This window comes from Streptomyces sp. NPDC006643 (genome assembly GCF_042870175.1).
In the GTDB taxonomy this organism is placed as follows: Bacteria; Actinomycetota; Actinomycetes; order Streptomycetales; family Streptomycetaceae; genus Streptomyces.
In genome coordinates this window covers 1-26,319 of record NZ_JBIAHA010000003.1, presented here as the reverse complement: position 1 = coordinate 26,319, position 26,319 = coordinate 1, and the positions used below count along the sequence as shown (strand labels likewise).

Genomic DNA, 26,319 nt, shown 5'->3' with positions numbered 1-26,319 from the left:
GGGCCGGGCCGGCTGTACGCCGCGCTCCGCGCGTGCCTCCCGGCCGGTCAGGGGCGGCGCCAGGAGCGGCCCCCGGCACGACCCGCAGGGTCCCGCGCGCAAGGGCCCGGCCCGCATCAGGGCCGGTCACGGGTCGCTCGGCGGGCCCGACGGCGGCGGTCTGCGGCCGTTCTCGATCAAGACGAAGCTCGGCATGCTCGTCGTGGTCTCCGTGCTCATCACCACGGGCCTGCTGATGGTGGCGCTGCGCACCGAGACGGAGTTGCGCTTCATCACGGTGTTCTCGATGATCGCGACGCTGTTGATCACGCAGTTCGTGGCGCACGGTCTGACGGCCCCGCTGGACGAGATGAACACCGTCGCGAAGGGCATCTCGCACGGTGACTACACGCGGCGCGTCAGCGGCGCGGACCGCCGGGACGAGCTGGGCGACCTGGCCTCCACCATCAATCGCATGGCGGACGACCTGGAGGCCGTGGACCGGCACCGCAAGGAGCTGGTCGCCAATGTGTCGCACGAGCTGCGTACGCCGATCGCGGCGCTGCGCGCCGTGCTGGAGAACGTGGTGGACGGGGTGTCCGCCGCCGACCCGGAGACGATGCGCACCGCGCTGAAGCAGACGGAGCGCCTGGGCAGGCTCGTCGAGACGCTGCTGGATCTCTCCCGGCTCGACAACGGCGTACTGCCGCTCAAGGCGCGGCGCTTCGAGGTGTGGCCGTATCTGTCCGGGGTGCTGAAGGAGGCCAATCTCGCGGCCTCGCAGCGCGCGCTGAGTTCGGGGTCGGGCAATCACACCCGTACGGACGTGCATCTGCATCTGGATGTGTCGCCGCCGGAGCTGACGGCGCACGCGGACGCGGAGCGGCTGCACCAGGTGGTGGCGAATCTCATCGACAACGCGGTCAAGCACAGCCCGCCGCACGGCCGGGTGACGGTGCGGGCGCGGCGCGGGCACGGTCCGGAGTCGCTGGATCTGGAGATCCAGGACGAGGGGCCGGGGATTCCGGAGCCGGAGCGGCACCGGGTCTTCGAGCGTTTCAACCGGGGCAGCGCGCCGTCGCCGCACGGTCCGGGCAGTGACGGCGGTACGGGACTGGGGCTGGCGATCGCGAGTTGGGCGGTCGATCTGCACGGCGGGCGTATCGGGGTGGCCGAATCCGTACGCGGGTGTCTCATCCAGGTGACACTTCCGGGAATCCCCCGGGCGCGGGGTTGACGTAGGGTTCGGACCGGAGGCACCGGAAGAGCCCGTTCCATGGGCTTTTCGGTCAGGCGTTGCCGACGCGGCCCCTGTTCAGGGGCGGAATAGGCGGTGTCGGTCCCATGGTGCGTCCGTAGTTCCGAGGACAGCTTCAAGGAAACCTGGCTTGTTTCCCGCCAATTCCTACGCCGAAACCCGCCTTCCGGTGTGACTTGCATGACGTTGCCCCCGCCCGGTCTGCTCCTCTCGGTCCGGTAGGCGTAGCCTTGATTCCCGCTGTCCATCACCTTGTGAAGCGGAAGAGGGCGGTTGCCGCCGTGTCGTCTCAGTCCCCCAGTAACTCAAGCGTCTCGACCGACCGAACGGGGCAGGAAAGCAATCCTGCCGCCGCCTTCGGGCCGAACGAATGGCTCGTCGACGAGATCTACCAGCAGTACCTCCAGGACCCGAACTCGGTCGACCGTGCCTGGTGGGACTTCTTCGCCGACTACAAGCCGGGCAACACCGGTGCGGCGGACAAGACCCCGGAGCCGGCCGCGACATCCACCGCAGCCGCGGGGGCTGCTGTGAGCGCCGCACCGACCGCCACGACCGGCGCCGCCACGACCACCACCACGGCTCCCGCCGCCCCGGCGCGTCCCGTGGCGGCGGCTCCCGCGCAGGCCCAGGCCCCCAAGGCCGAGTCCCAGGCGCCCGCCGCCGCCCCCGCCGCTCCGGCGAAGCCCGCCGCCGCGGCTCCCGCGCCGGCCAAGGCGGCGCCCGCCGCCAAGCCGGCCGCCAAGCCCGCGGCCGAGCCGCAGGCGCCGGCCGAGGAGCCCACTGGCCCCGAGTACGTGACGCTGCGCGGCCCGTCGGCCGCCGTCGCGAAGAACATGAACGCCTCGCTGGAGCTGCCCACGGCCACGTCCGTGCGCGCCGTCCCGGTGAAGCTGCTCTTCGACAACCGCATCGTCATCAACAACCACCTGAAGCGGGCGCGCGGCGGCAAGATCTCCTTCACGCACCTCATCGGGTACGCGATGGTGCAGGCCATCAAGGCCATGCCGATGATGAACCACTCCTTCACGGAGAAGGACGGCAAGCCGACCCTGGTCAAGCCGGAGCACATCAACTTCGGTCTGGCCATCGACCTGGTGAAGCCGAACGGCGACCGCCAGCTCGTCGTCGCCGGCATCAAGAAGGCCGAGACGCTCAACTTCTTCGAGTTCTGGCAGGCGTACGAGGACATCGTCCGCCGCGCCCGCGGCAACAAGCTGACGATGGACGACTTCACGGGCGTCACCGTCTCGCTGACCAACCCGGGCGGCCTCGGCACGGTGCACTCCGTGCCGCGTCTGATGCCCGGTCAGTCGGTCATCATGGGCGTCGGATCGATGGACTACCCGGCGGAGTTCCAGGGCACGTCGCAGGACACCCTGAACAAGCTGGGCATCTCCAAGGTCATGACGCTGACCTCCACGTACGACCACCGGGTCATCCAGGGCGCCGCGTCCGGCGAGTTCCTGCGGATCGTCAGTCAACTGCTGCTCGGCGAGAACGAGTTCTACGACGAGATCTTCCAGGCGCTGCGGATCCCGTACGAGCCGGTCCGCTGGCTCAAGGACATCGACGCCTCGCACGACGAGGACGTCACCAAGCCCGCGCGCGTCTTCGAGCTGATCCACTCCTACCGGGTGCGCGGCCATGTCATGGCCGACACCGACCCGTTGGAGTACCGCCAGCGCAAGCACCCCGACCTGGACATCACCGAGCACGGCCTCACCCTGTGGGACCTGGAGCGGGAGTTCGCGGTCGGCGGCTTCGCCGGTCAGTCGATGATGAAGCTGCGCGACATCCTGGGTGTGCTGCGCAACTCGTACTGCCGCACCACGGGTGTGGAGTTCATGCACATCCAGGACCCGAAGCAGCGCAAGTGGCTCCAGGACCGCATCGAGCGCTCCAACTCCAAGCCGGAGCGCGAGGAGCAGCTGCGGATCCTGCGCAGGCTCAACGCCGCCGAGGCGTTCGAGACGTTCCTCCAGACCAAGTACGTGGGCCAGAAGCGGTTCTCGCTGGAGGGCGGCGAGTCCGTCATCCCGCTGCTCGACGCGGTCATCGACTCGGCGGCCGAGTCGCGGCTCGACGAGGTCGTCATCGGCATGGCCCACCGCGGCCGGCTCAACGTCCTGGCGAACATCGTCGGCAAGTCGTACGCGCAGATCTTCCGCGAGTTCGAGGGCAACCTCGACCCGAAGTCGATGCACGGCTCCGGCGACGTGAAGTACCACCTGGGCGCCGAGGGCACGTTCACCGGTCTCGACGGCGAGCAGATCAAGGTCTCGCTGGCGGCGAACCCCTCGCACCTGGAGGCGGTCGACCCGGTCCTCGAAGGCATCGCGCGCGCCAAGCAGGACATCATCAACAAGGCGGGCACGGACTTCACCGTGCTGCCCGTCGCGCTGCACGGCGACGCGGCCTTCGCGGGCCAGGGTGTCGTCGCCGAGACGCTCAACATGTCGCAGCTGCGCGGCTACCGCACCGGCGGCACGGTGCACGTGGTGATCAACAACCAGGTCGGCTTCACCGCCGCCCCGGAGGCCTCGCGCTCCTCGATGTACGCCACCGACGTCGCGCGCATGATCGAGGCGCCGATCATCCACGTCAACGGTGACGACCCGGAGGCGTGTGTCCGGGTGGCGCGGCTCGCGTTCGAGTTCCGCCAGACGTTCAACAAGGACGTCGTGATCGACCTCATCTGCTACCGCCGCCGCGGTCACAACGAGGGCGACAACCCGCAGTTCACCAACCCGCAGATGGTCACCCTGATCGACAAGAAGCGCTCGGTGCGCAAGCTCTACACCGAGTCGCTGATCGGTCGCGGCGACATCACGCTGGAAGAGGCCGAGCAGGCGCTCCAGGACTTCCAGGGGCAGTTGGAGAAGGTGTTCGCCGAGGTCCGCGAGGCCACGTCGCACCCGGCTCCGACCCATGTCCCGGACGCCCAGGCGGAGTTCCCCGTCGCGGTCACGACGGCGATCTCGCAGGAGGTCGTCAAGCGGATCGCCGAGTCCCAGGTCAACATCCCCGACCACATCACGGTGCACCCGCGGCTGATGCCGCAGATGCAGCGGCGCGCGGCGTCGGTCGAGGACGGCACGATCGACTGGGGCACCGGCGAGACGCTCGCCATCGGCTCGCTGCTGATGGAGGGCACCCCGGTCCGGCTGTCGGGCCAGGACACCCGCCGTGGCACGTTCGGCCAGCGCCACGCGGTGCTGGTGGACCAGGAGACCGGCGAGGACTACACCCCGCTGCTGTACCTGGGCGAGGACCAGGCCCGCTACAACGTCTACGACTCGCTGCTGAGCGAGTACGCGGCGATGGGCTTCGAGTACGGCTACTCGCTGGCCCGTCCTGAGTCGCTGGTCATGTGGGAGGCCCAGTTCGGCGACTTCGTCAACGGGGCGCAGACCGTCGTCGACGAGTTCATCTCGTCGGCGGAGCAGAAGTGGGGCCAGACCTCGGGCGTCACGCTGCTGCTGCCGCACGGCTACGAGGGCCAGGGCCCGGACCACTCGTCCGCCCGCCCGGAGCGCTTCCTCCAGATGTGCGCGCAGAACAACATGACGGTCGCCATGCCGACCCTGCCGTCGAACTACTTCCATCTGCTGCGCTGGCAGGTCCACAACCCGCACCACAAGCCGCTCGTCGTCTTCACCCCGAAGCTGCTGCTGCGGCTGAAGGCGGCGACGTCGAAGATCGAGGAGTTCACCACCGGCGGTTTCCGCCCGGTGATCGGCGACTCGATGACCGAGGCGGGCACGATCGATCCGGGAGCCGTCCGCAAGGTCGTCTTCTGCGCGGGCAAGGTCTACTACGACCTGGACGCCGAGCGGCAGAAGCGCGAACTGACGGACACGGTGATCATCCGGCTGGAGCGGCTGTACCCGCTGCCGGGCGCGGAGTTGCAGGCGGAGATCGCGAAGTACCCGAACGCCGAGAAGTACCTGTGGGCGCAGGAGGAGCCGGCGAACCAGGGTGCGTGGCCGTTCATCGCGCTCAACCTGATCGACCACCTGGACCTGGCGGTCGGCGCGGACATCCCGCACGAGGAGCGGCTGCGCCGTATCTCGCGCACCGCGTCCTCGTCGCCGGCGGTCGGTTCCGCCAAGCGGCACCAGGCGGAGCAGGCGCAGCTGTGCGCCGAGGTCTTCGACGCCTGACGGAGGCCGTGACACGTAGTACGTAGAAGGGCCCGGCACCGCGCGAAAGCGGTGCCGGGCCCTTCCGCGTACGCGGTGGACCCGGCCCAAAACCCGGCCCGGAACTCAGCCCAGATACGGCTCGAAGTCCCAGTAGGGCCGCACCCGTTGGCGCGCCGACAGCGTGTGCTGGTGCTGCGCGCCCATGGTGCGTGTCAGCTTCTGGAGCGCGTCCTCCTCGACCTTGTCGGCCTCCTCGCGCTGCTGGAGCGCCCGCAGATCGGCCGCGAGCGCCGTCTGGCTGGAGAGCGTCATCGGATGGTCGTCGCCCAGCGCGGCCCGGGAGCGCCGCAGCGTCTCCCGGCTCAGCTCGGCGGCCTCCTCCAGCCGGCCGGTGAGATTGCGCCCGCCCGCCGCGTTGAGCGCACAGCCCAGCGTCCACGGGTGGTCGTCGCCCAGGAGGGTGCGCAGGCCGGTCAGCGCCTGCTCGAAGAGGACGAGCGCGCCGTCCCTGTTGCCCTCCGCCTGCATGAGGAGGCCGACGTTGGACTGCATGCCGGTCGGTACGGGGTGGGCCTGGCCGACCAGGGAGCGGTAGGTGTCCTCGGCCTCGGCCAGCAGATCCCGGGCCTGGCCCAGATCACCGTGGACGCGCAGGTAGTTGCCGTAGTCGGTGACGAGCATCAGGTTGTTGTGGTGGCCCTTGCCGTACACCCGCTCGTGGCGGGCGAGCAGGTCGGCCATCAGCGGGCCGATGTCCTCACCCTTCGTGCCCGCCCTGCGCCTGCACAGGACGAGGTTGTGCTGCGCCCACAGCGTCTGCGGGTGCAGCTCGCCGAGGACCTGGATCTGGGTCCGTACGCCCAGCTCCTGGCGGGCGAGGGCGTCGTGGTAGCGCCCGAGGAGCCGCAGGTCGCGCGCGCAGGCGTTGACGGAGTGCAGCGTGTCGGGGTGCCGGGCGCGCAGCACGGACTCCCGTTTGCGCAAGGTGTCGAGGTCGATCTCGTACGCCTTGTCGAACTGGCCGAGGAGCCGCAGGGCCACGCCCATCTGGTGCTGGGCCCGCAGGGTGGTCCACTCGTCGGCGCCCAGCAACTCCCGGCTGACGTCGACCACATCGCGCTGGAGCCGGTACGCCTCCGGGTAGCGGCCGAGGAAGCGCAGGTCGGAGCTGAGACCGCTGTTGGCGGCCATCAGCCTGATCGGGTCGGGCTCCGGCTGGGCGAGCAGCAGGTCGAGGACGGAGCTGTCCCGGTCGTACGCCTCGTGGAACCGGCCGCTGGCGCGCAGGATCACCGTGGTCCGCGCGGCCAGCTCCAGCATGTGCTCGGAGTCGGGGGCGAACAGGTCGACCCACTTGTCCCGGACCCGCCGGGACAGGTCCATGCCGACGGTGTACTCGCCGCTCATGTAGCAGTACCGCAGGCAGCCCAGGACGAGTTGGAGGGTGCGCGGATGGGTGCTCTCCAGCGCGCCCGAGAAGTCGAGCTGGGGCAGGATCTCCGCGTAGCGCGGCCAGTTCCTGCTGTCGGAGGGGTCGCCGGGGTCACTGCCGACGAGCACCTGACGCACCACGCCGCGGTGGATCTCGCGGTCGTCGCCCGCGGTGAGCCGGCTGACGATGCCGTGCACGACGCGGTGCATATGGACGGACTCCTGGCGGGGTCCCGCGTCGCGGCCCTCCGAGACGGAGGGGCTGCGTGAATCCTTGGTGATGACCGAGTAGTTGGCGAGAGTGTCCAGCGCGCGCGGCCAGTCGGGGGTGTTGTCGGCGATCCAGCGCAGCTGCTCCGGGAGGTCGTCGGGGGCCACGCCGCGCACCAGGCCGATGGGGATCCGGCCGGGCGCGAAACAGGCGCACAGCTTCAGAAGTTCGAGCGCGCGCGGCTCGGACTCACGGACCCGGTTGAAGAGCATGGACCACGAGGTGAGCGAGGAGCTGGGGTAGTCGCCCAGCTCGGACACCTCGTCCAGGGGGTTGATCTCGCCGCTGTGGACCTTGTCGAGATAGTCCGGTACGGGCATCCGCAACTCGCCCAGCAGGGCCGCCGCGTGGGCCATCTGGAGCGGCAGGTCCTGGTACTCCACGGCGACCGCGTCGGCCTCCGCCGCCGTGATGTGCGGGGCCCTGCGCATCAGATAGCCGGTCGACTCGGCGCGGCTGAAGACGGGCACCTCCACGACCTCGCCGACGGTGCGCCAGCCGTGGTTGCGGGAGGTGATCAGCACATGGCCGGTGCCGCCGCGCGGCAGGATGGCGGCGGCCTCCTCCACGTCCTCCCAGCCGTCGAAGATCACCAGCCAGCGGCTGTGCGGGTCGCCGCGGCGCAGCGCGTCGCGCACCGCGCGGATCCGCTCGCCGGGCTCGGAGCCGCTGCGCAGTCCGAGCGCCGGTGCCAGCTCGCCGTACCGGTCGCGCTGGGTGCCGCGCTGGTCGGAGTTGACCCACCACACGACGTCGTAGTCGGGGCTGAAGCGGTGGGCGTACTCGGCGGCGAGCTGGGTCTTGCCGATGCCCGACATACCGACCAGGGCGCATACGGAGGCGCCGGGCTCGACGTCCGTGAGGGATTCCTGGACGCGGTTGAGCAGATCCTCCCGGCCGGTGAACCGTGCGTTGCGGCGCGGCACTTCTCCCCAGACGGCGGGCGGGTCGCTGGGGTAGCGGGAGGGCGCGGGCAGGGCGTCGGCGCGCGGCGCGGTCGGTTCGAGGGAGAGACGTACGAGCAGGCGCCGCTCGGCCTCCTGCTCGCCGATGCCCCACAGGTCGACCGGTTCGAGGACGGCGGTGGCGGGGAGCAGCGAGCGGTTGGTCAGGTTGACGGCGGCGAACCGGTCGGCGTTGGCCGCGACGAAGCCGCGCAGCACGTCGTTCCACTCGCCCTCGGGGCGCGGTCCCAGCTGGAAGAACCACTCGCTGAGCACCAGCAGGACCCGGCCTCTGGCCAGCAGCAGGTCACCGAGCGCGTCCTCCAGCGCCTGGTCGCGGTCCGGGTCCCAGCGGTGCGACGTGACGCGATGGCCGTGGGCTTCGAGCCGGCGGGCGATCCAGGTGGCCCACGGACGGTGATGGCCCGGGAAGGCGATGACGAAATGCTGGGACTCCTGATCCGGGCCGCCGTCCCCCGTCTGGTGCCGCTGAGCGACCATGCGCGCGTCTCCTCAATCATCGAGCTGCGCCATTCCCTGACGGCGCGTCTGAAAGGTTACCGAACGTCACCGTCACCGGACAGGGAATCGGACAGTGCGTACGGGCTATTCGAGCCCCTGCCCAGCGAGGTCAGATGCTGTTTCATCGACACGGTGAACCGCACACCGTGCTCGGTCAGTTGGTGACTGTCCAGCAGAACGGGGAGCGCTTCGGCGACCTGTGCCCGGTACTCCTCGCGGCGCGCGCGGGCCACATGGCGGGCGGCGGGGGCGGCGCCGGGGCGCTCGGCGACGCGCGACCAGAGGTCGGCGAGGGCGAGATGCGCGTAGGTCCCCTGGAGCACGCCGTCGAGCGGGCGCGGGTCCTTGCGCCACGGAACGTGGTGGACGGCCGAGCCGTCGGCGCGGTGCAGCGCGACGAGGTCGGCGAGGACGGCGAGCTTGCTGTGGGCGAGTTCGTGCACGAGCACCTCCGCGAACCGCCGCGCGGTGTCGGGCAGCGCGGTGTGTACGGCCCAGGGGGCGGCCCTGAGGGTGCCGCTGGAGGCGCCGTCGCCGGCCGGTGTCATCGGGACCACGGACCGTACGAGCCCGGTGACTTCGGCGGCGCGCCACGGGTCGGCGGACGTCAGGAGCGCGACGGCGGCGCGCCAGCGCGCGAGCCAGGCGGCGCGGGAGGGGCGGGGTCCCGTGTCCGGGACGAGGGTCTGTCCGGTGCCGAGGTCGTCCAGCCGGCCGGCGCTGCCGGGCAGCACGGCCAGACAGCTCCAGCCCGCCCCCGCGCCCCGGCCGTCGGGGCGCAGCAGCACGGACCGGGCCGAGTTGCCCACGGGGGTGAGCAGGGTGCCGTGCGGGCCCGAGCGGACCCGTACGCGGGGTGCGCGGGCGTCCTGGGCGCCGACGCCGGGCAGCACGAGCCGCCCGCCGGCCGTGGGCAGCACGGTGTCGAGCCGGGCTCCGGTGCGCAGCGCCGTCCCGACGGCGATGCCGCCGAGGGGGTGGAGCGCGGCGGTGAGGCCCTCCGGGCCGGGCGCGTTGAGGGCGTCCACGATCCAGCCGCCGACGGCGGGATAGTCGAGGAGGCGGCGGGCGGCGGCCGGTGCGGGCGACTCGGCCCGCTCCAGAAGGCGCCAGTCCCGGTCGAACGCGGCACGGGCGGCGGGCGGTAACTCGCCCCGGCCGACCCGGGCGAGGAGGGCTTTGAACAGGACCAGCCGGCGGCTGTGCAGTGCGGCGTGCAGCAGATCCAGGTCGCACGACCGCTGACGGGTGGCGGCGATCCGTACGAGGGTGTCGGGCGGGACCGTGAAGGCCCCAGGAGCCGGAGCCATTACCTCCGCTCCGCTGCGAGACTGGCCGGATCCCGCTGCCCCGTCAGCCGGTTCACTCCGAGTCTTTCCACATGTCGGTGAACGAGCCGGGGCAGCGGAGCACGTCCTCGACGGCGGCCGTCAGCGCGGCGTCGTCCAGGCACTGAAGGGTGCGCAGGTCGACACCGGTGAGATCGGGGAGCACCGGGTTGCCCGGAATCCTACCGACCTGCGCCGCGGATCCGGCCATACGTTGCTCCAGCACGCCCTGCTCCTCCCAGTACCCCCGATGCCCCCGACGCCTGGTGCTGAAAGTCCCGCCCGGATCAGGGCGTGCGACCCGCGCGGCGGGCGTGAGCCCCGCCCGGTGGGCGGACGACGCTACTTTCACCACACGCCCCAGGAGGCGATGCCGTGAGGGTTGTACTTCCCGACGGTCACGATTCGGAAACCCGTTCGCCACGCGGGGAGTTGGTGTTCCGGCCGCTTGAGGTGACTTCGGGGACACCGATGGGGAGCGCATACCGGGCGCGCGGATGCATGCGCCGGTCGCGTACGCCCACGAGCGCCAAGACAAGCCGGTCACCCCGCCTACCGACCCGGCGCCGGGCCCCCGGAACCCCTCGGCCGGGCGGGCGCCGGGCCGGCCGAGGGGTGCGCGGGAGGCACCTCGCACGTGGGTTCCGGCCCCCGGCCGACGCCGGCAGGCACGCACCCACCCGGCACGGGAGCCGCCGCTACGGCAGGCACCCCTCCCGTAGCCATCCGGGCACAGGAGCGCATCACCTCGCGTCGCACGCCGACGCCCCGCACCGACGGCCCGCCCGAAAGCGGGCCGCAGGCACGCACCCACTCGGCACGGGAGCCGCCGCTACGGCAGGCACTCCCCTCGTACCCGACCGGGCACGGAAGGCGCCCCGCGTCGCACGAGGATGGCCTGCGGGCCGCAGGCGCGCGTACGCACCCACCCGGCGCCGGGGCGACCCCGGTCCGGCGCCGACACGCACTCACCGGCCGGCGTCGGGTATCAGACGCGGCTCAGTGCCGCCGCCCGTTCGCGGGTCGCCCGGGCCTCGTCCTCCGGGATGGGGGTGCCCTGTTCCGTCAGGCCGCGCCAGTGGCGGTCCGCCGCGCGGTAGTCGGCCAGAGCCGCGAAGGGACGGGCCATCCGCTCGTACAGTTCGCCGCGGCCGTGCAGCGCGCGGGCGGCGGTGAGCGAGGGCGGTTCGGAGATCTCGCGCAGCGCCCGCCCGTAGTCCGACTCCGCCGAGGCGAGGTGCGCCTGCGGGTCCGGCAGTTCGAGGCGCGCGCCCGCCAGCGTCAGCCAGGAGCGGGCCCGGGTGGCCGGGTCGGCGGCGCGGCGGGCGGACAGCTCAAGGAGGTGGCAGCCCTCGTACACGTCGGGCAGGAAGCCCCCCAGCCGGCTGTCGCGGTAGCGGTCCAACAGGGCGGTACCGAGCAGCAGATGGAGGTTCCAGCGCAGCGGGGCCTTGGACGAGACGTTCGTGAGGGCCTCGCGCAGGATGCCCTCCGCCCGGTCGGGGCGGCCGGTCTCGATGAGCAGCATCTCGCCCCATTCGGCGAGGAGTTCGCACCGGACGTGGCTGTCGCGCGGAGAGCTGTGCTCGGCCTGCCGGTACGCGGTCGCCGCCGCCTCCCAGTCCCGCGCCTCGCGGTGGATCCGGGCCCGCTGGCGCCGGGCGCGCAGCAGCAGCGGGGCACTGTCCTCGGCCGCCGACTCCGCCGCCTCGTTGAGCGTGAGCAGTTCCGCCGTGTCGTGCCCGCGTGTCAGCCGCAGGGCGGCCACCAGGTCGAGGAGTGCGCCGGCGCGCCGGTGCGGCGGCGCCTCCAGGTCGTCCAGCAGGCCGATGGCGAGCCGTAGTTCGGCCACCGCCGCGGCGGCGGGCTCGTCGCGTTCGGGCACCGTCCTCGCGAGGTCGAGCAGGACCCGGCCCATCCGCAGCCGCCGTGCGGTCTCGGTGGCGAGGTCTCCCCCGTCGGGCATCTCGGCCAGTCCGGCCACCGCCGCGCGCAGCCAGCGGATGTCGTGGTCCTGGCGCCACAGCTCGTGCCGGACGTCCGCGCGGGCGACCGCCGTCGCCGGCTCGTGCCCGGTCAGCAGCCCCTCGGCGCGTACGAGCAGCTTGTGCGCCTCTTTGGGATCGCGACGCGCCTCCGCCGTGTTGGCGCGGGCGAACAGCACCCGCCCCAGCAGATGCCGGGAGCGCCCGTCGCCGTCGGCGGCCAGCGCAGCCTCGGCGAGCGCCTGCGCGTCGAAGAGCATCTGCCGGTCGCGCCGGTCGCGCCACAGCCCGAGCAGCCGCTCCACCTCGTCCAGCCTGCCGGGCACCGGCCGTACGGGCCGGTACCAGCGCACCACGCGCGCCGGGACCTGGGCGAACAGCTCCTCCTCGGCCTGCGGCCCGCCGTCCGGGTCCTCCGGCACCGTCGGCTCGCCGATGTCCTGCCCCTGGAGGCGGGCGACGGCCAGCGCCGGGAAGTTGCGCATGCCCTTGCCGAAGCGCCGGGTGACGTACTCCGACAGGTATTTGAGGACCAGTTCGGCGGCGCCCCGGTCGAGCATCTCCAGCAGCAGTTCACGTACGCCGGGCGCGAAGTCGTAACGCGGCCCCGGTACGTCGACGGTGTCGGGCAGCCGCTCCAGGAGCCCGCCGAGGAGCACTTCGGCCAGCTGCATGGGGCCGGTGTCGGGGAGCAGCGCCTCCTGGACGAGCTGCATGACAGGCAGATAGAGCGGTACGGCCGCGAGATGCACCGCCAGCTCCAGCGCGCCGGGCGACGCGCCGGAGCGGAAGTCGCGTAGCCGCGCCTGCGGGGTGCGCGCTCCGGCGTACGGCCCTGACGCCGACTGCGCCGGGTGGTGCGGCAGCACCCAGCCCGCCGCGCCGCGCATCGTACGGGTGCCGGTGCCGCCGAGCAGCTGGGCCCAGCGCCCGAGCACCCGGTCGGTGGGCAGCAGGACGGGCACCGGGAGCGCCCCGGCGGGCGGCGCGGCGCGGCCGTGCCGCTCGTCGGCGACGAATCGCATGCCGCGCCCCACGCCGGGCTCGTGCACGAGCATCCCCGGGTCGGCGGGCAGCGCTGTACGGTCCCACAGGCGTGGCGGCAGCGGCTGGACGACGGCGATCTGGGAGACCTCGGCCCAGCGGTGCAGCAGGCGTTGGGCGCCGCCGGACTGCCACAGCGGGCCCACGCAGTCGCTGATGACGAGGGTGAGCCGGCGCCCGGTGACGTCGCGGTGCTGGTCGGCGGGGCGCAGCCGGGTCAGATGGGGGTCGGGTCCGGTGCCGGCCATCGCGGAGCCGTCCGGTCCCTGGTGCAGATAGTGCACCTGGACGTCGCGGAACGCGCCGAGCCGTTCGCAGGCCTGGCGCAGCCGATCCAGGGTCGGTTGCCACACGGACGCGGTCGGGGAGGCGTCCATCAGGAGCTGGATCTCGGCCTCCCGGTGCGCGGCCGGGCGGCGTACGGGGCGCAGGAAGCCGTCGGCGGCGCTGCGCTCGGCGGTCGCCTCCTCGTCCAGTTCCGTGCCGAGGGCCGGGGGGACGGGCGGGCGGTAGCCGCGCAGCGGTCGCAGCGCGCGTTGCAGACCGAGCAGGCCGGAGAGGGCGCCGGTGGCGGGGGCCCGTATCGGGAAGGACCTGGTCGGGACGGCGTCGGTGGGCGACGGGGCGTACAGCGAGAGCGGCGCGGTGTGTTCGGCGCTGCGGGGCGGCGGTTCGGGCCGGTGCTCCGGCTCGTCGGCGGGCGGCCGGACGGCCTCGTCGGACCCGGTCGGGCGGGCGGGCGGCGGTTCATGATGCTCCGGACGATCCCCTGTCCGCGGCTGCGGGGCCGTCAGACGCGCCAGCCAGACGGCCTCGGCCAGCTCTCTGGCGGACACCTCGCGGCCCGCCGCGCGCAGCCGGCCGACCAGCTCGGCCAGCCCGTCGGACCGGGTGGTCGACGGTGCGGACGACGGGGCGGTCTGCGGCGAGGGGTCCGGCGGCGATGGGTCCGGGGGCGGGCGTGGCGTGGCACCGGGGGGCGGGTCGGGGGTGGCGCCCGGAGTGGTCACGCCATCACCTCGGACGGTCGAGAGGGCGGAGCAGCATCTCGGCGAGCCTCTTGCGGGTGACCTGTTCGGCGTCGGCCGCCCGCTGGGTCACGTACAGCGCGTTGAGCAGCTGGTCGGTGGCGACGACCTCGCCGGGCTCGCGCTGGAGGAACCGCTCGATCAGCTCGGCGCCCTCCTCCAGGGCCTCCTCGCCGAGATGCGCCGCGACCATCGCGGCGAGCTGTTTCTCGCCGGGCGGTTTCAGCTCGTGCTGGATGCAGCGGCGCAACAGGGCGGCGGGGAAGTCCCGTTCGCCGTTGGAGGTGAGGACGATGAACGGGAAGGCGGTGCACCGTACCCGGCCACCCGTGACGGTCACCGTGGTCCCGTCGTCGGTGAGGACGTCGGTGGCCGGCTCGCGCTCGACGCGCCGCTCCAGCTCACGGATCGTGAACTCGCCCTCTTCCAGGACGTTCAGGAGATCGTTCGGCAGGTCGATGTCGCTCTTGTCGAACTCGTCGATGAGGAGCACGCGGGGCAGTCCGTCGGCGGACGGCAGCAGCGCCGTACCGAGCGGGCCGAGCCTTATGTACGACCCGATGGGCGGCTGCCGTACTCCGTCGCCGGAGACCGCGCGGTCGAGCTGTACGTCCTGGAGCCGGCCGATCGCGTCGTAGTGGTAGAGGCCGTCCTGGAGGGTGGTGCGGCTGACGATGGGCCAGCGGAGCACGCGGCCGAGCCGCAGTTCGTGGGCGACGGCGTGCGCGAGGGTCGACTTTCCGGTGCCGGGGTTGCCGGTGACGAGCAGCGGACGGCGCAGCTGGAGGGCCGCGTTGACGGCCTCGACCTCTTCGGGGCGGGGGTGGAACGACTCTACGAGGCGGCGTTTGACGCCCAGCCGGCGGGCGTTGTCGACCTCTTCGGTGTCGGGTCCGGCGGGCGTGCCGTTCGCACCGTCGAGGTCGCCGTCGGGGCCCCCGTCGAGACCGTCGGGGCCGGCCGGCGCGCCGTCGGGGCTTCGCGCGGTGAACTCTCGCCAGGGGGGCGGGTCCGGTAATTGCCGCGCACCGTCGTGCGGCAGCCCCGCTCCCCGGTAGATGCGCCAGTCGCTCACAGTAGGCTCCTCATCGATGTCAGCCCGGCGTGCGCCCGGCATCCTGGACGTCCGTACCCCGCCTGGCCGTCCGTACCCCGTCCGCAGCAGGTGAGTTGGGGGCATACGTCTGTCATAGCGGTGGAGCGTGCAGTGGTTCGTCGGGAAGCGCCGGCCTGTGTGGCGGATCGTAGATGAGGACGAGGTCCCGTGCCCAGGCGGCGTCCGGATCGGCCCGCCCGTCCCGGTCGGGGCCGGAGCTGAGGTTGCGCAACACCCTTACGCGCTCGCGCAGTTCGCTGCCGGTGGGGGCCTCCCGTACCAACTGGGCGGCCCTGCGGTGGAATTCCGCGCAGTCGTCGTGGCCGTCCTCGCCGGTGCGCCGGCACAGCACCGCGACATGGCCGGCGTGGAAGGCTCGGGTCAGGACCCGCGATCCGCGTCCGGTGGCCGTACTGGCGCAGTACACCGGCAGGGACGCGCCCGCGACGCCCGCCGTGCTGACCGACAGCCGCGCGTACGCCGCCTCCTCGCCCTCCGGCGCCGTGGCCGTGTGCCCCCGGTCCGGTACGTCCAGACAGAGCGGTACGGCCTCCAGGGGGCCCCGGTCGGTGGCGCGTCTGCCGCGGTTCCACTCCGGTGTCACCCCGTCGCGCCGGCGCAACTGGTCGCGCAGGGCGACGACCCTGCGCAGCCCGATCGGGAGCGTGTGCACGCTGGGTGGCTCGTCGGCGCGCGGCAGCCGGGAGCGCCATTCGTCGACGGGCTCGTCGAAGAGCGCGCGGGGCAGCAGGAAGTCGACGGCCGCGACGTAACTCCCGGCGTCGGCACGGGCCAGGGCCTCGCTCAGCCCTTGGCGTACGGCGGCCTCAAGGCCGTGGCGCGGGACGCCCTCCTCGTCGTATCTGACGGTGGTCGTACCGCCGTCGGAGTCCAGCAGTTGCACCCGCCAGGGGTGGGTGCCGTAGATCTCGGGCTCGATGACGACGAGGACGTCGTCGTGGGCGGCCTCCAGACCGGCGGCCGTGCCGTTGCCGTCGGTGTCGTTGTCGTCGTGGTCGCCGTCCTCGCGGTCGGCGCCGGCGAGTATCTCCAGGATCTCCTCGCGGATGACCTCGTTCTCCAGCGCGTCGGCGGCCTTGTGGACCCAGTCGCGGAGTCTCTGCGAACCGGCGGCGCCCCGGCGCGCGCGCAGGGTCAGATGGACCATCGCCGCGTACAGGACCACACCTTCCTGTTCGAGGTCCTGTCCCGCCGGCACGGCCTCGGTGCCCTCGCGCGGATCGTGCAGCAGCCCCGCGCCCTCACGCCAGGTGCGGGGGTCGTTGGACTCGATGCGCTGGGTGCTGCGCAGCATGCGGCGCATCGCGCCGTTCACCAGATGCAGCACCTCTCCGGGCCCCGAGGGCGGTTCGGCCTCGGCGAACAGCCCGTACAACTGGGCGCGTGACTGCGGTGTGAAGCTGTGCGGGCGGCCCTGGGCCAGCGCGAGACGGTGGTGCAGCCGGGGCCAGCAGTCGCCGCGGCCCTCGAACCGCCGCAGGTGATACCGGTCATGGGCGCCGACGACCTCCGCCCACGGGGATCCGGCCCCGCCCGCCACCTCGTCGCCGAGGGTGCGCAGCACGGTGATGGGCTCGGCGCGGCCGAGCGTCGCGTCACCCTGCTTCTTGCCCTTGATGACGCCGACGACCGACCCGTAGCGGGTGTCGATGACGGGGCCGCCCGAGCAACCCGGCAGCACCAGGGCGCTCTTGAGCCACAGCGCCTTGCCCCGGCGTCCGCCGGTGGCGATCGCCGTCGTGGCGACGAACTCCTCGCCGCCGTGCGCCCCCAGCGTCGCCGCCCAGCCGTACAGCTCGACCTCGGCGGGTGTGGACGCCGAACGGTCGCTGAGCCAGAGGCAGTCGGCGAAATCCGCGCCCGGCACCCGGACGAGCGCGAGGTCGTGACCGGGCAGGACATGGGCGATCTCGCCGTCCAGACGGTCGTCGTCGTGGGTGGTGACCGTGACTGCGCCCCCTGGCTCCCGCTCCATCGCACCCACCCTCTTGTCCACGACATGCGCGCAGGTCACGACCCATTCGGGGGCGACAAAGAAGCCGCTGCCCCAGAAATCGGCACTGCCTGCGTCATACCCGTCGGCCCCGGGGCCGATGCGGACGACTCCCCGGCTCACGGGGTCTTCGAGGGAGCTCATGCGTCAACACACGGGGAGTACGAGGGCGTTGGAAGGGCGCGTTGTCCCGCGCGTCGCCCGGCGCGTCGCCCCGCCGATACCCCCGCGCGCCGCGATCCGCGGCCGGTCCGAGCCTCTTTCATCCGCACCCCGTTCCCCCGAAGTTGAGGCAAGTGGGACGAGGCTAGCCGGATGATCCCGAAGTGTGGAGTGGTTCCGCCCCCGGCGGGTCCGGTGGACCGTCCGGCGCCGGCTGCCCCGACTCCCGGCCCGGCTGCCAGGTGAGGGTGACGGAGATGGAGGCCTTCGCCTCCCCGTCGGCGAGGACGGCGGCCACCCCGAGGCCCGGTTTGACCGCCAGTTCGATCCCGAACGTGGCACTGATCTCGCTCGGTCCCGCCGCCCGCGCGGCGTCCACCACGGTCGCGCCGACGGCGGCGATCACCTCGTTGACGCGGGCGACACCCGACCGGAGCCGGTCGACGGCCCCGACGTCCTCGAACGCCGACTCGTCCGGCCGCAGCACCGCGACCCTGGCGAGAATGACCTGCCCACCGGGCAGGACCACCTCCTGTACGTCGTGCTCCAACGCCACGTCTCCCCCCTCGCGCCGTCCGGCCTGTTGTGCGATACCTCCCCTCCTCATCAGGTAGTTACGCTGGTCGTATGTATTTCACTGATCGCGGGATCGAGGAGCTGGAGAAGCGGCGCGGCGAGGAGGAGGTCACCTTCGAGTGGCTGGCCGAGCAGCTGCGTACGTTCGTCGATCTCAACCCGGACTTCGAGGTTCCGGTGGAGCGGCTGGCGACGTGGCTCGCGCGTCTCGACGACGAAGAGGATGACGAGTAGGACCGCGGGCAGCTCAGCAGTCTTGCCGACCGCCCATCGCGATAGGTCTTGACTTCCCCCATCCACGATATATCGTGTTCAGCAAGAGACGCGATATGTTGCGTCATGGCGGCCGGGTACAGGGGAGTCAGCACCATGGCAGAGTCGACGTGGGAAGTCAGCGAGCCTTCGAGGCTCACGTTCGACGATCCGGTGACGGCGCTCAGGGTGCGCCTCGTGAACGGCACCGTCAATGTCGTCGGCGTCGACGACACCGCGCCCGACGGACAGCGCGGCGCGCGCCTGGAAGTCTCCGAGATCCACGGCCCGCCGCTGATCGTGACCCGCTCGGGCGGCACGCTCACCCTCACGTACGAGGATCTGCACTGGCAGAACGTCCTCAAGTGGCTCGACCAGAAGAGCCGCCGGCGCCACGCCGTCGTCTCGCTCACCGTCCCGGCCGGGGCCGACGTCGAGGTCGGTGCCGTCGGGGCCGGGACCGTGATCTCCGGCATCAAGGGGCGCACGGAGGTACGCGGCGTGAACGGCGACACGACCCTCGTCGGTCTGGCCGGCCGGGTCGACGCGGAGACCGTCGCCGGGAACGTGGAGGCCCAGGCCGTCACCGGCGACCTGCACTTCCACTCGGTCTCGGGCGATCTGACCGTCGTGGACTGCGCGGGACCCGCGGTACGGGCGGACAGCATCAGCGGTGACATGGTCATCGACCTGCAACCCGGCAAGCCCACCGACATCCAGGTCAACACGGTCTCGGGCGAGGTCGCCATCCGGCTGCCGCACCCGACGGACGCCACGGTCGAGGCGAACACGGCGAGCGGATCCGTCTCCAACGCGTTCGACGATCTGCGGGTCGGCGGGCAGTGGGGCGCGAAGAAGATCACCGGGACGCTCGGGGCGGGTACCGGCCGGCTCAGAGCGGTGACGGTGTCCGGCTCGATCGCGCTGCTCCGCAGGCCACCAGCGGAAGAACCGACGGAAGCACCGACGGACGACACGTACGACACCGGCCACCCGTCCCCCGCCGCCACGAAGGAGCTCTGACATGCCCCCGGTCTTCGCCCACGGCCGCCTCCGCCTCTACCTGCTCAAGCTGCTCGACGAGGCACCGCGCCACGGCTACGAGGTGATCCGGCTGCTGGAGGAGCGCTTCCAGGGCCTGTACGCGCCCTCGGCCGGCACGGTCTACCCGCGGCTGTCCAAACTGGAGGCCGAGGGCCTGGTCACACACGCCACCGAGGGGGGCCGCAAGGTCTACTCGATCACGGAGGCGGGCCGCGACGAGTTGGCGGGCCGCAGCGGTGAACTGGCGGACCTGGAACTGGAGATCCGCGAGTCCGTCTCCGAACTCGCCGCGGAGATCCGCGACGACGTACGGGGCGCGGCGGGCCAGTTGCGCGATGAGATGCGCGCGGCGGCGGCGTCCGCGTCGGCGTCGGGGGGCGGGCCGGGCGGTGCGGCCGGTGCGTCGGGCGCGGCCGGCGCGGCCGGCGACAAGGACGGCTGGCCGGGGGACGGCGAGTCCTGGCGGGCGGCGAAGGAGGAACTGCGCCGCGCGAAGCAGGAGTGGAAGGAACAGGCGCGCCGGGCGAAGGACGAGTCGCGCCGGGCGCGTGAGGACGCACAGCAGGCGCGCCGCCAGGCCAAGGAGGCGCAGGAGACGGCGCGCGAGGAGATGCTGCGTATCGCCAAGCAGGTCCAGGACCAGGTCCAGGGCCACTTCTCGCGCGGCGACTGGCCGACGGGCGTACGGGAGGGCCTGTCCGAACTGTCGACGCACCTCGGCGGTCTGGCGAAGGGCTCGGCGTGGCCGGGGTACGCCAAACCGGACGCGGCGGCCCCGGACCCCGACCCCGCCTGGGCGGCGGACACCCCGCCGACCGGCGACCCGGCCCGCGACCTGGACCGGCTGCTGGACCGCTTCCGCGACGACGTACGCGACGCGGCCCGGGACCACGGTGTGACGGAGGCCCAACTGGCAGAGGCCCGCCGCCACTTGTCGACGGCGGCGGCCCACATCGGGGCGCTGCTGCGGAAGCCTCCGGCGTAGGGGCGCGGGGGCGCGGGCGCTGGGGCGCGGGCGCCGGGGCGGGTGGTGGCCGGGGTTTCGTTTCCCGGTGCCGCCCGGTGGTCGGTCTCGTCCTCAAGCGCCGGACGGGCTGGGTGGGTTGCGGTGCGTTGCCGGGTGCCGCTCCGGGGCCATGGCCGGACGGCGTGACTTACGCCGCGTGCAACGCTCGTTGGACCCGACGACCCAGGTCGTCCACGCGGCACAAGTCAGCCTGAGTGTCCGACCACGCCCCCTGCGCGTCCCCCTCCCCTCGCGCGGCCCGGGAACCGTTCCCCCGGATCCTGCGTGAGGTCTTGATGTGTTGTCGGTCGGAGGCGAGCGGGGGACCCGATGAAGGCGCGGACGATGGCGAGCGTGGCGATGGCGGCCGGTGTGGTGCTGGTGACGTCCGCGTGCGGTCCCGAGAAATCGCCGAGTGACGCGGACACGAAGCCGACGCGGGCGACCACGTCCACGCCGGCCGCGTCCACGCCGCCCGCGAAGCCGTCGATCACACCGTCAGCGACCCCGACCGGCGATCAGCCCGCGCCCAGGACGAAGGCGGGGGCGATCGAGCGGTACGAGGAGTTCCTGCACGCCGTGGGCCGGGAGGACATCGACACGGTCTGCGAGGTGGCCGGCCCCGCGGCGAAGCAGGCCGAGGACCAGGGGTTCGGTCCGTGCACGTCGACGTTCCTCATCACCTTCCAGATGATCTCCCCGGCGCAGAAGAAGGCCCTGCAAACGGCGACGGTCGACCCGGGGCGTGTGGTGGAGCTGGCGCCCGACAAGTTCGAGATGCCGACCGAGTCGGTCAAGTCCTCCGCGACGTTCGCGGAGGACGAGCTGGGCAGCTCCACCGTGGAGTACCTCAAGGACAACTGGTTCGTCACCGACTGAACACCCGGCACTGCCCGTGGCCACGGCCCGTGGCGGAGACGTCTGAAGCAGGCACGGGACGCCGGCTTCACCGCGTGGGAGGCCGTCCAGCTCTGCGTGGGAGAACCGGAGGACCCCCCGGGGCGGTCATGTCCCCGCCGGCGCCGAGGAGTTGGCCCTGCCCGACTACCAGGCGGTGCTGCGGTTGGCCGCCGCCGATCCCCCGTCGGTGTAGGGGGCGGGGAAGGCGCCGCCCCGCCCGCGCAACCCAACCGACCCCGCCCATTCACCCACGCCTGGTGGGATCCTCGCGCTACACATCCCGTTCGAGGAGGCGCTTGTGAATCTGCTGGTCAACGGTGACGCCGAGAAGGGGTCCGGAGGTACCGCCGAGCCCGTCGAGCGGGTCGTCGGGTGGGGGGTGCGGCAGGGGGCGCCCGCGATCGTCGGGTACGACGTCGGCGAGGGCTATCCCACGCCCGCCGATCCCGGGCCGGGCGGCGGCGCCGGGGCGCGGTTCTTCTCCGGCGGGAACAGTCCCCTCACCACGCTCGTCCAGGAGGTGGCCCTGCCCGCCGCCGGCTCCACCGGGCACGGGGCCGTCGACGCCGGGCGCGTGCGGTACGTGCTGAGCGGCTGGCTCGGGGGGTACGCCGGGCAGGAGGACGGTGTCAGGCTGTCCGTCGAGTTCCGGGACCGGGCCGGGACCCCGCTCGCGCTGTCCGTCCTCGGCCCCGTCACCGCCGGCGAACGGGGCGGCGCCACCGGCCTGTTGGAGCGGCGCGCCGAGGCCGCCGTGCCGCCGGGCGCGCGGTCCGCCCGCGTACAGCTCTCGTTCACGCGCAGCGGCGGGGGTACGTCCAACGACGGCTACGCCGACGCGATCTCACTCAGCCTCGCGGCCTCGGGAAGGCGCTCGTGACCCTCAACAGACGTGATCTGCTCAAGGCGGCCGGCGCCGCCGGCGCGCTCAACGTGGTCTGGCCGCTGGCCTCCGGACTCTCGCCCGCCCAGGCCCGGGAGGCGGCGGAGGCGCTCGGTTCGACGTACGACGCCGCGCCGTTCACGCTCGGGGTCGGGTCCGGCGACCCGCAGCCCACGAGCGTGGTGCTCTGGACGCGGCTCGCGCCCGAGCCGTTCGCCGAGCCGGGCGAGCAGCCGCTCGCCGAGGTCGTCGACGTACGCTGGGTCGTCGCCGAGGACCGCGCCCTGCGCCGCGTCGTCGCGCGCGGCACCGTCCCCGCGTCCGCGACGCTCGCGCACAGCGTGCATGTGCCGGTGGGCGGTCTGCGGCCGGGCCGTACGTACTACTACGCGTTCACCGCGCTGGGCAGGACCAGCCGCGTGGGCCGTACCCGTACCGCCCCCACCGGCCGGGTGCGGAGCGCCCGCTTCGCCACCGCCAACTGCCAGAACTATCCGCAGGGTCATTACGCCGCGCTGGCCGCCCTCGCCCGCGAGGACCTGGACTTCGTCATCCACCTCGGCGACTACATATACGAGCACGGCCCCGAGGGCAGCGACATCCGGGACCACAACGGTCCGGCCATCTATTCGCTGCACGACTACCGGATGCGTCACGCCCTCTACAAGGGCGACCCGTCGCTGCGCGCCGCGCACGCCGCGCACCCGTGGTTCCTGACGTGGGACGACCACGAGGTCGCGAACGACTACAGCGGTACGGGCGGCGGGGCCCCGTTCATGCAGCGCCGGGCCGCGGCGTACCAGGCGTGGTACGAGCACCTGCCGCACCGCGGCGCCGGTGACTCGGTGCTGCCGGACATCGACGTCCACCGGGTGCGCCGCTGGGGCGATCTGCTGGAGCTGGCCGTGCTCGACCTGCGGCAGTACCGCTCCGCGCAGAACCTGCCCGACGGCACCATCCTGGGCGCCGACCAGAAGGCCTGGCTGAAGAGGACCGTCGACCGCGCGCCCGACAGCTGGCACATCTGGGCCAACTCGATCATGCTCAGCCAGCTGCGCGGCCGTCCAGGCGGCGGCTTCATGTTCACCGACCAGTGGGACGGCTTCCTCGCCGAGCGCGAGGAGGTGCTGGGGCATGTCCACAACAGCGGCCTCGAAGACCTCGTGGTCCTCACGGGTGACTGGCACTCCGCGTTCGTGGACGACATCCGGCCGGACTACGACAACACCGAATCGCCGGTCCTCGGCACGGAGTTCACGGCCCACTCGGTGAGCTCCAGCGCGTACGACGCGCAGTGGAACGCCACCAACGGGCCGCTGATGGGCGCGGGCAACCCGCACCTCCAGTACTTCGAGGGGAATCGTTACGGCTACGACGTGTACGAGGTCACGCCGGAACGGTTCAGCACCCATATGCGGGTCATCGAGGACCGCCGCGACCCGGCCTCGCCCGTCTCCACCCTGACCACGTTCCATGTGGACCGGGGCACGGCGGGCGCGTACGAGGACCCGGCGACGAAGTCGTCGCCCGCGCAGTACCGCAGGGACTGAGGCCTTACGAGGGGGGCGGGACCCGACTCACACGCCCGTGTGGTTCCGCGCGTCCCGCCCCCGCTCTAGGGTCGGGGTCATGTTCGCCGCCTACGCAGCCCGCATCGACCCCGACCAGCCCCTGACCGGCCTTGAGTTGGGCGAACGCCCGGCTCCCGAGCCGCGCCCCGGCTGGTCCACCGTGACCGTCAAGGCCGCCTCGCTCAACCATCACGATCTCTGGACCCTGCGCGGGGTGGGGTTCTCGCAGGACCGGTTGCCCATGATCCTCGGCTGCGACGCCGCCGGGATCGACGAGGACGGCAACGAGGTCGTCATCCACTCCGTCATCGGACAGACCGGCCACGGCGTCGGTCCCCGCGAACCCCGCTCGCTGCTCACCGAGGTCTACCAGGGCACCTTCGCCGAGCAGGTCTCGGTCCCCACCTGGAATCTGCTGCCCAAGCCCGCCGGGCTGAGCTTCGAGGAAGCCACCTGTCTGCCGACGGCCTGGCTGACCGCGTACCGAATGCTGTTCACCAACGCCGGTGTACGCCCCGGGGACTCGGTCCTCGTCCAGGGCGCCGGCGGCGGTGTCGCGACCGCCGCGATCGTCCTCGGCAAGGCCGCGGGGCTGCGGGTGTACGCGACCAGCCGCGACGAGGCGAAGCGCAAGCGCGCCGTCGAACTGGGCGCCACCGACGCCTTCGAGCCGGGCGCCCGGCTGCCGCACCGGGTGGACGCCGTCATGGAGACGGTCGGCGCCGCGACGTGGTCGCACTCGATCAAGTCCCTCCGTCCCGGCGGCACTTTGGTGATCTCCGGCGCCACCAGCGGTGACCGGCCCTCGCACGCGGAGCTGACCCGGGTCTTCTTCCTGGAGCTGAGGATCGTCGGCTCGACGATGGGCACGAAGGACGAGCTGGAGGACCTGCTGGCCTTCTGTACGGCGACGGGCATCCGCCCGGTGATCGACACCGTCCTGCCGCTGGACCGGGCCCGCGAGGGCTTCGAACGGATGGCGGCGGGCGATCTGTTCGGCAAGATCGTACTGACCGGCTGAGGAGCCACCGGTGAACTCACTGCTGCCGTTGCTGGTGGTCGCCGGCTGTCTCGCGGTGGTCATGGGCTTCTTCAGCTGGCTCGCGCTGCTCGTGCGGCGCCGGGGCAGCGCGGGCGCCGCGATCACGGCGGCGATGGCCAGCTACGACGAGGCGTTCCGGGTGACCGCGCACGACGCGCACTACGAGATCCAGGCGGCGGCGGAGCGGCAGTCGCCGCTGCCGTCGCCGGACGATCCGGCGGGCCGTGACCCGGCGGCCGGTTTCTCGTACGCGGGTCCGCGCCGCCGGCCCGTCGCCCGCCGCCGCTCCGTACTGCGGCGCCTGGGGCGGCTTCTGCGCGGCCGAGTGTCAACTTTGATTGACACGGATGGCTTGTCAACGTAGATTGACAGCCATGACCGACGCAACGGATCTCGCCGAACGGGCGGGCGACCGCGACCCCCGCGTCGGGCTGAGAGCGGTCGCCGCCCTGCGGCGGCTGCTCGAACAGCTCGAAGCGGTGCAGGTACGCAGCGCCCGCAACCAGGGCTGGTCGTGGCAGGAGATCGCGACCCAGCTCGGTGTCAGCAGGCAGGCGGTACACAAGAAGTACGGGAGGCAGTGATGTTCGAACGCTTCACGAAGGGCGCCCGCGCCGTGGTGACGGGCGCCGTCGGCCAGGCCGAACGTACGGGGTCGCCCCGGATCACCGACGAGCACATGCTGCTCGCCCTGCTCGAATCGGAGGGGACGCGCTCGGCGTTCGCCTTCGCCTCGCTCGGCATCCTGGACCGGCGCGCCTCGGTGGAGGCGGCGCTGGCGGAAGCGCGCCGACGGGGCGGCATGTCACAGGCCGACGAGGCCGCGCTCGCCGGGATCGGGATCGACGTCGGGCGGATCGTCTCGAAGGTCGAGGAGACGCACGGCGCGGGCGCGATGGGACGCGGAGGGACGGCGAAGCGGGGGTGGTCGTCGCACAAGAAGTTCACGCCCGACGCGAAGAAGACGCTGGAGCAGTCGCTGCGGGTCGCGCTGGGCCGGGGCGACAAGGAGATCAGCGACGGCCACATCCTGCTGGCGCTGACGGCCCGGCCGGGCGTGGTGTCGGACGTGCTCGCGGACCACGGGGGGACGTACGGCGCGGTGGAACGGGCGCTGTTCGGAGCACCCGGCTAGCCGGTCCTGGGGCGCGTCCGGCAAGTGGCGTCGTCCGCCCGCGGGGCGGGGCCCGCAGCGGCTGGTGCGGTGCGTCGCGAGGCGGAGGATCGGCCTCGTACCGGGCGTACTCGGCCGACTCCGACACCGGGGCACCTCCCGTGGCCCCCTGGGGCCCACGGGGGAGAGGCGCCGTGCCAGGCGTCGCGGGCCAGACGCGACGTTCCGGACCCGCCCCCGGGTCCTGGCGCGCGTACGCCTCAGCGCCAGTCCCCGACCACCCAGGCCATCAGCCGGGGCCGGGGCGTCGGGCCGCAGTCCACGACCGAGGCGGTGTCGATGACCGTGATGGTGGCGACCTGCCTGACCGTCGAGGTGATTCCGTCGGAGATCTCGCCGGGCTCCACGATCCTGTTCGGCCCCTCGGCCACGTACGCCGGCTCGGGGCTGTCACAGCCGACGCCCGCGAGCGGCTGGCCGAGATACCAGCCGCCGACGAAGACGGCGTACAGAACGGCGGTGGCGCCGAGACGGCGCGCGGTTATCCAGGTGGGCACCCAAGGAGTCTTCCACGCCCGGGAGTTGGGCGCCGGTCGTACGTGCTCCCGCAGGGGTCCGGGGCGTGGCGGCCGCCGCGGCCCCGCCATCGCCGAATGCGCCGGACGCTACGCCTTCCCGGTCCACGCCGTGGACCAGGCGGCACTGCGCCTCGGCGAGGAAT

General features: G+C 72.5%; 20 protein-coding genes. 12 read left to right on the top strand and 8 right to left on the bottom strand.

What is annotated here, in order from left to right:
• Positions 1-193 precede the first annotated feature (193 nt).
• Both ACFYNU_RS05090 and ACFYNU_RS05085 read left to right on the top strand, forming a co-directional pair.
• Complete coding sequence (locus tag ACFYNU_RS05090; protein WP_051433837.1) at positions 194-1,216, top strand: ATP-binding protein; 1,023 nt, start codon at positions 194-196, stop codon at positions 1,214-1,216.
• Positions 1,217-1,518: 302 nt separating this feature from the next.
• Entirely contained in the window at positions 1,519-5,403 is a 3,885-nt protein-coding gene (locus ACFYNU_RS05085; protein WP_356586432.1) for a multifunctional oxoglutarate decarboxylase/oxoglutarate dehydrogenase thiamine pyrophosphate-binding subunit/dihydrolipoyllysine-residue succinyltransferase subunit, read from the top strand.
• A 105-nt stretch (positions 5,404-5,508) separates the two neighbouring features.
• On the opposite strand, the gene fxsT is transcribed toward ACFYNU_RS05085, so the two are convergent.
• The 7 genes from fxsT to ACFYNU_RS05050 all read right to left on the bottom strand — a co-directional run bounded on the left by fxsT (position 5,509) and on the right by ACFYNU_RS05050 (position 17,766).
• On the bottom strand, positions 5,509-8,532 hold the full coding sequence (gene fxsT / locus ACFYNU_RS05080) for an FxSxx-COOH system tetratricopeptide repeat protein (RefSeq protein WP_356586430.1): 3,024 nt from the start codon (positions 8,530-8,532) through the stop codon (positions 5,509-5,511).
• A 56-nt stretch (positions 8,533-8,588) separates the two neighbouring features.
• On the bottom strand, positions 8,589-9,863 hold the full coding sequence (locus ACFYNU_RS05075) for an aKG-HExxH-type peptide beta-hydroxylase (RefSeq protein ID WP_356586428.1): 1,275 nt from the start codon (positions 9,861-9,863) through the stop codon (positions 8,589-8,591).
• Between the two features lie 52 nt (positions 9,864-9,915).
• A complete protein-coding gene (locus ACFYNU_RS05070; protein ID WP_356586426.1) occupies positions 9,916-10,107 on the bottom strand; it encodes a hypothetical protein in 192 nt (63 codons plus the stop codon).
• A 762-nt stretch (positions 10,108-10,869) separates the two neighbouring features.
• On the bottom strand, positions 10,870-13,920 hold the full coding sequence (locus ACFYNU_RS05065) for an SAV_2336 N-terminal domain-related protein (RefSeq protein WP_356586424.1): 3,051 nt from the start codon (positions 13,918-13,920) through the stop codon (positions 10,870-10,872).
• A 4-nt stretch (positions 13,921-13,924) separates the two neighbouring features.
• On the bottom strand, positions 13,925-15,013 hold the full coding sequence (locus ACFYNU_RS05060; RefSeq protein ID WP_356586422.1) for a MoxR family ATPase: 1,089 nt from the start codon (positions 15,011-15,013) through the stop codon (positions 13,925-13,927).
• A 112-nt stretch (positions 15,014-15,125) separates the two neighbouring features.
• Complete coding sequence (locus ACFYNU_RS05055) at positions 15,126-17,192, bottom strand: trypsin-like peptidase domain-containing protein (protein WP_356586420.1); 2,067 nt, start codon at positions 17,190-17,192, stop codon at positions 15,126-15,128.
• A gap of 163 nt (positions 17,193-17,355) precedes the next feature.
• Entirely contained in the window at positions 17,356-17,766 is a 411-nt protein-coding gene (locus tag ACFYNU_RS05050; RefSeq protein ID WP_356586418.1) for a CU044_2847 family protein, read from the bottom strand.
• Positions 17,767-17,837: 71 nt separating this feature from the next.
• Here ACFYNU_RS05050 and ACFYNU_RS05045 point away from each other — a divergent pair, with 71 nt between their 5' ends.
• From ACFYNU_RS05045 to ACFYNU_RS05000, 10 genes are all read left to right on the top strand, one after another.
• On the top strand, positions 17,838-18,020 hold the full coding sequence (locus ACFYNU_RS05045) for a DUF6104 family protein (RefSeq protein ID WP_023538710.1): 183 nt from the start codon (positions 17,838-17,840) through the stop codon (positions 18,018-18,020).
• 135 nt (positions 18,021-18,155) lie between these two features.
• Positions 18,156-19,061: a DUF4097 family beta strand repeat-containing protein gene (locus ACFYNU_RS05040; protein WP_356586416.1), complete on the top strand. Its 906-nt coding sequence runs from the start codon at positions 18,156-18,158 to the stop codon at positions 19,059-19,061.
• 1 nt (position 19,062) lies between these two features.
• On the top strand, positions 19,063-20,067 hold the full coding sequence (locus ACFYNU_RS05035; protein WP_356586414.1) for a helix-turn-helix transcriptional regulator: 1,005 nt from the start codon (positions 19,063-19,065) through the stop codon (positions 20,065-20,067).
• A 366-nt stretch (positions 20,068-20,433) separates the two neighbouring features.
• The gene (locus tag ACFYNU_RS05030) at positions 20,434-20,967 is read left to right on the top strand and encodes a hypothetical protein (protein WP_356586412.1); all 534 of its coding nucleotides are present in this window, start codon (positions 20,434-20,436) and stop codon (positions 20,965-20,967) included.
• Positions 20,968-21,286: 319 nt separating this feature from the next.
• A complete protein-coding gene (locus ACFYNU_RS05025) occupies positions 21,287-21,868 on the top strand; it encodes a phosphoesterase (protein WP_356586410.1) in 582 nt (193 codons plus the stop codon).
• The gene (locus ACFYNU_RS05020) at positions 21,865-23,421 is read left to right on the top strand and encodes an alkaline phosphatase D family protein (protein ID WP_356586408.1); all 1,557 of its coding nucleotides are present in this window, start codon (positions 21,865-21,867) and stop codon (positions 23,419-23,421) included. The genes ACFYNU_RS05025 and ACFYNU_RS05020 overlap by 4 nt, the downstream gene beginning before the upstream one ends.
• Positions 23,422-23,500: 79 nt before the next feature.
• Positions 23,501-24,463 carry a zinc-binding dehydrogenase gene (locus ACFYNU_RS05015; protein ID WP_356586406.1) on the top strand — a complete coding sequence of 321 codons (963 nt, stop codon included), beginning with the start codon at positions 23,501-23,503 and terminating at the stop codon, positions 24,461-24,463.
• Between the two features lie 10 nt (positions 24,464-24,473).
• Positions 24,474-24,848 carry a hypothetical protein gene (locus ACFYNU_RS05010; RefSeq protein WP_356586404.1) on the top strand — a complete coding sequence of 125 codons (375 nt, stop codon included), beginning with the start codon at positions 24,474-24,476 and terminating at the stop codon, positions 24,846-24,848.
• A gap of 10 nt (positions 24,849-24,858) precedes the next feature.
• Positions 24,859-25,068 (top strand): helix-turn-helix domain-containing protein, encoded by a 210-nt coding sequence (locus ACFYNU_RS05005; RefSeq protein WP_189105502.1) that lies wholly within the window; start codon positions 24,859-24,861, stop codon positions 25,066-25,068.
• On the top strand, positions 25,068-25,619 hold the full coding sequence (locus ACFYNU_RS05000) for a Clp protease N-terminal domain-containing protein (RefSeq protein ID WP_356586402.1): 552 nt from the start codon (positions 25,068-25,070) through the stop codon (positions 25,617-25,619). The genes ACFYNU_RS05005 and ACFYNU_RS05000 overlap by 1 nt, the downstream gene beginning before the upstream one ends.
• Positions 25,620-25,858: 239 nt before the next feature.
• Here the strand turns inward: ACFYNU_RS05000 and ACFYNU_RS04995 are convergent, their stop codons facing one another.
• Positions 25,859-26,155: a hypothetical protein gene (locus tag ACFYNU_RS04995; RefSeq protein WP_356586400.1), complete on the bottom strand. Its 297-nt coding sequence runs from the start codon at positions 26,153-26,155 to the stop codon at positions 25,859-25,861.
• Positions 26,156-26,319: the final 164 nt, after the last annotated feature.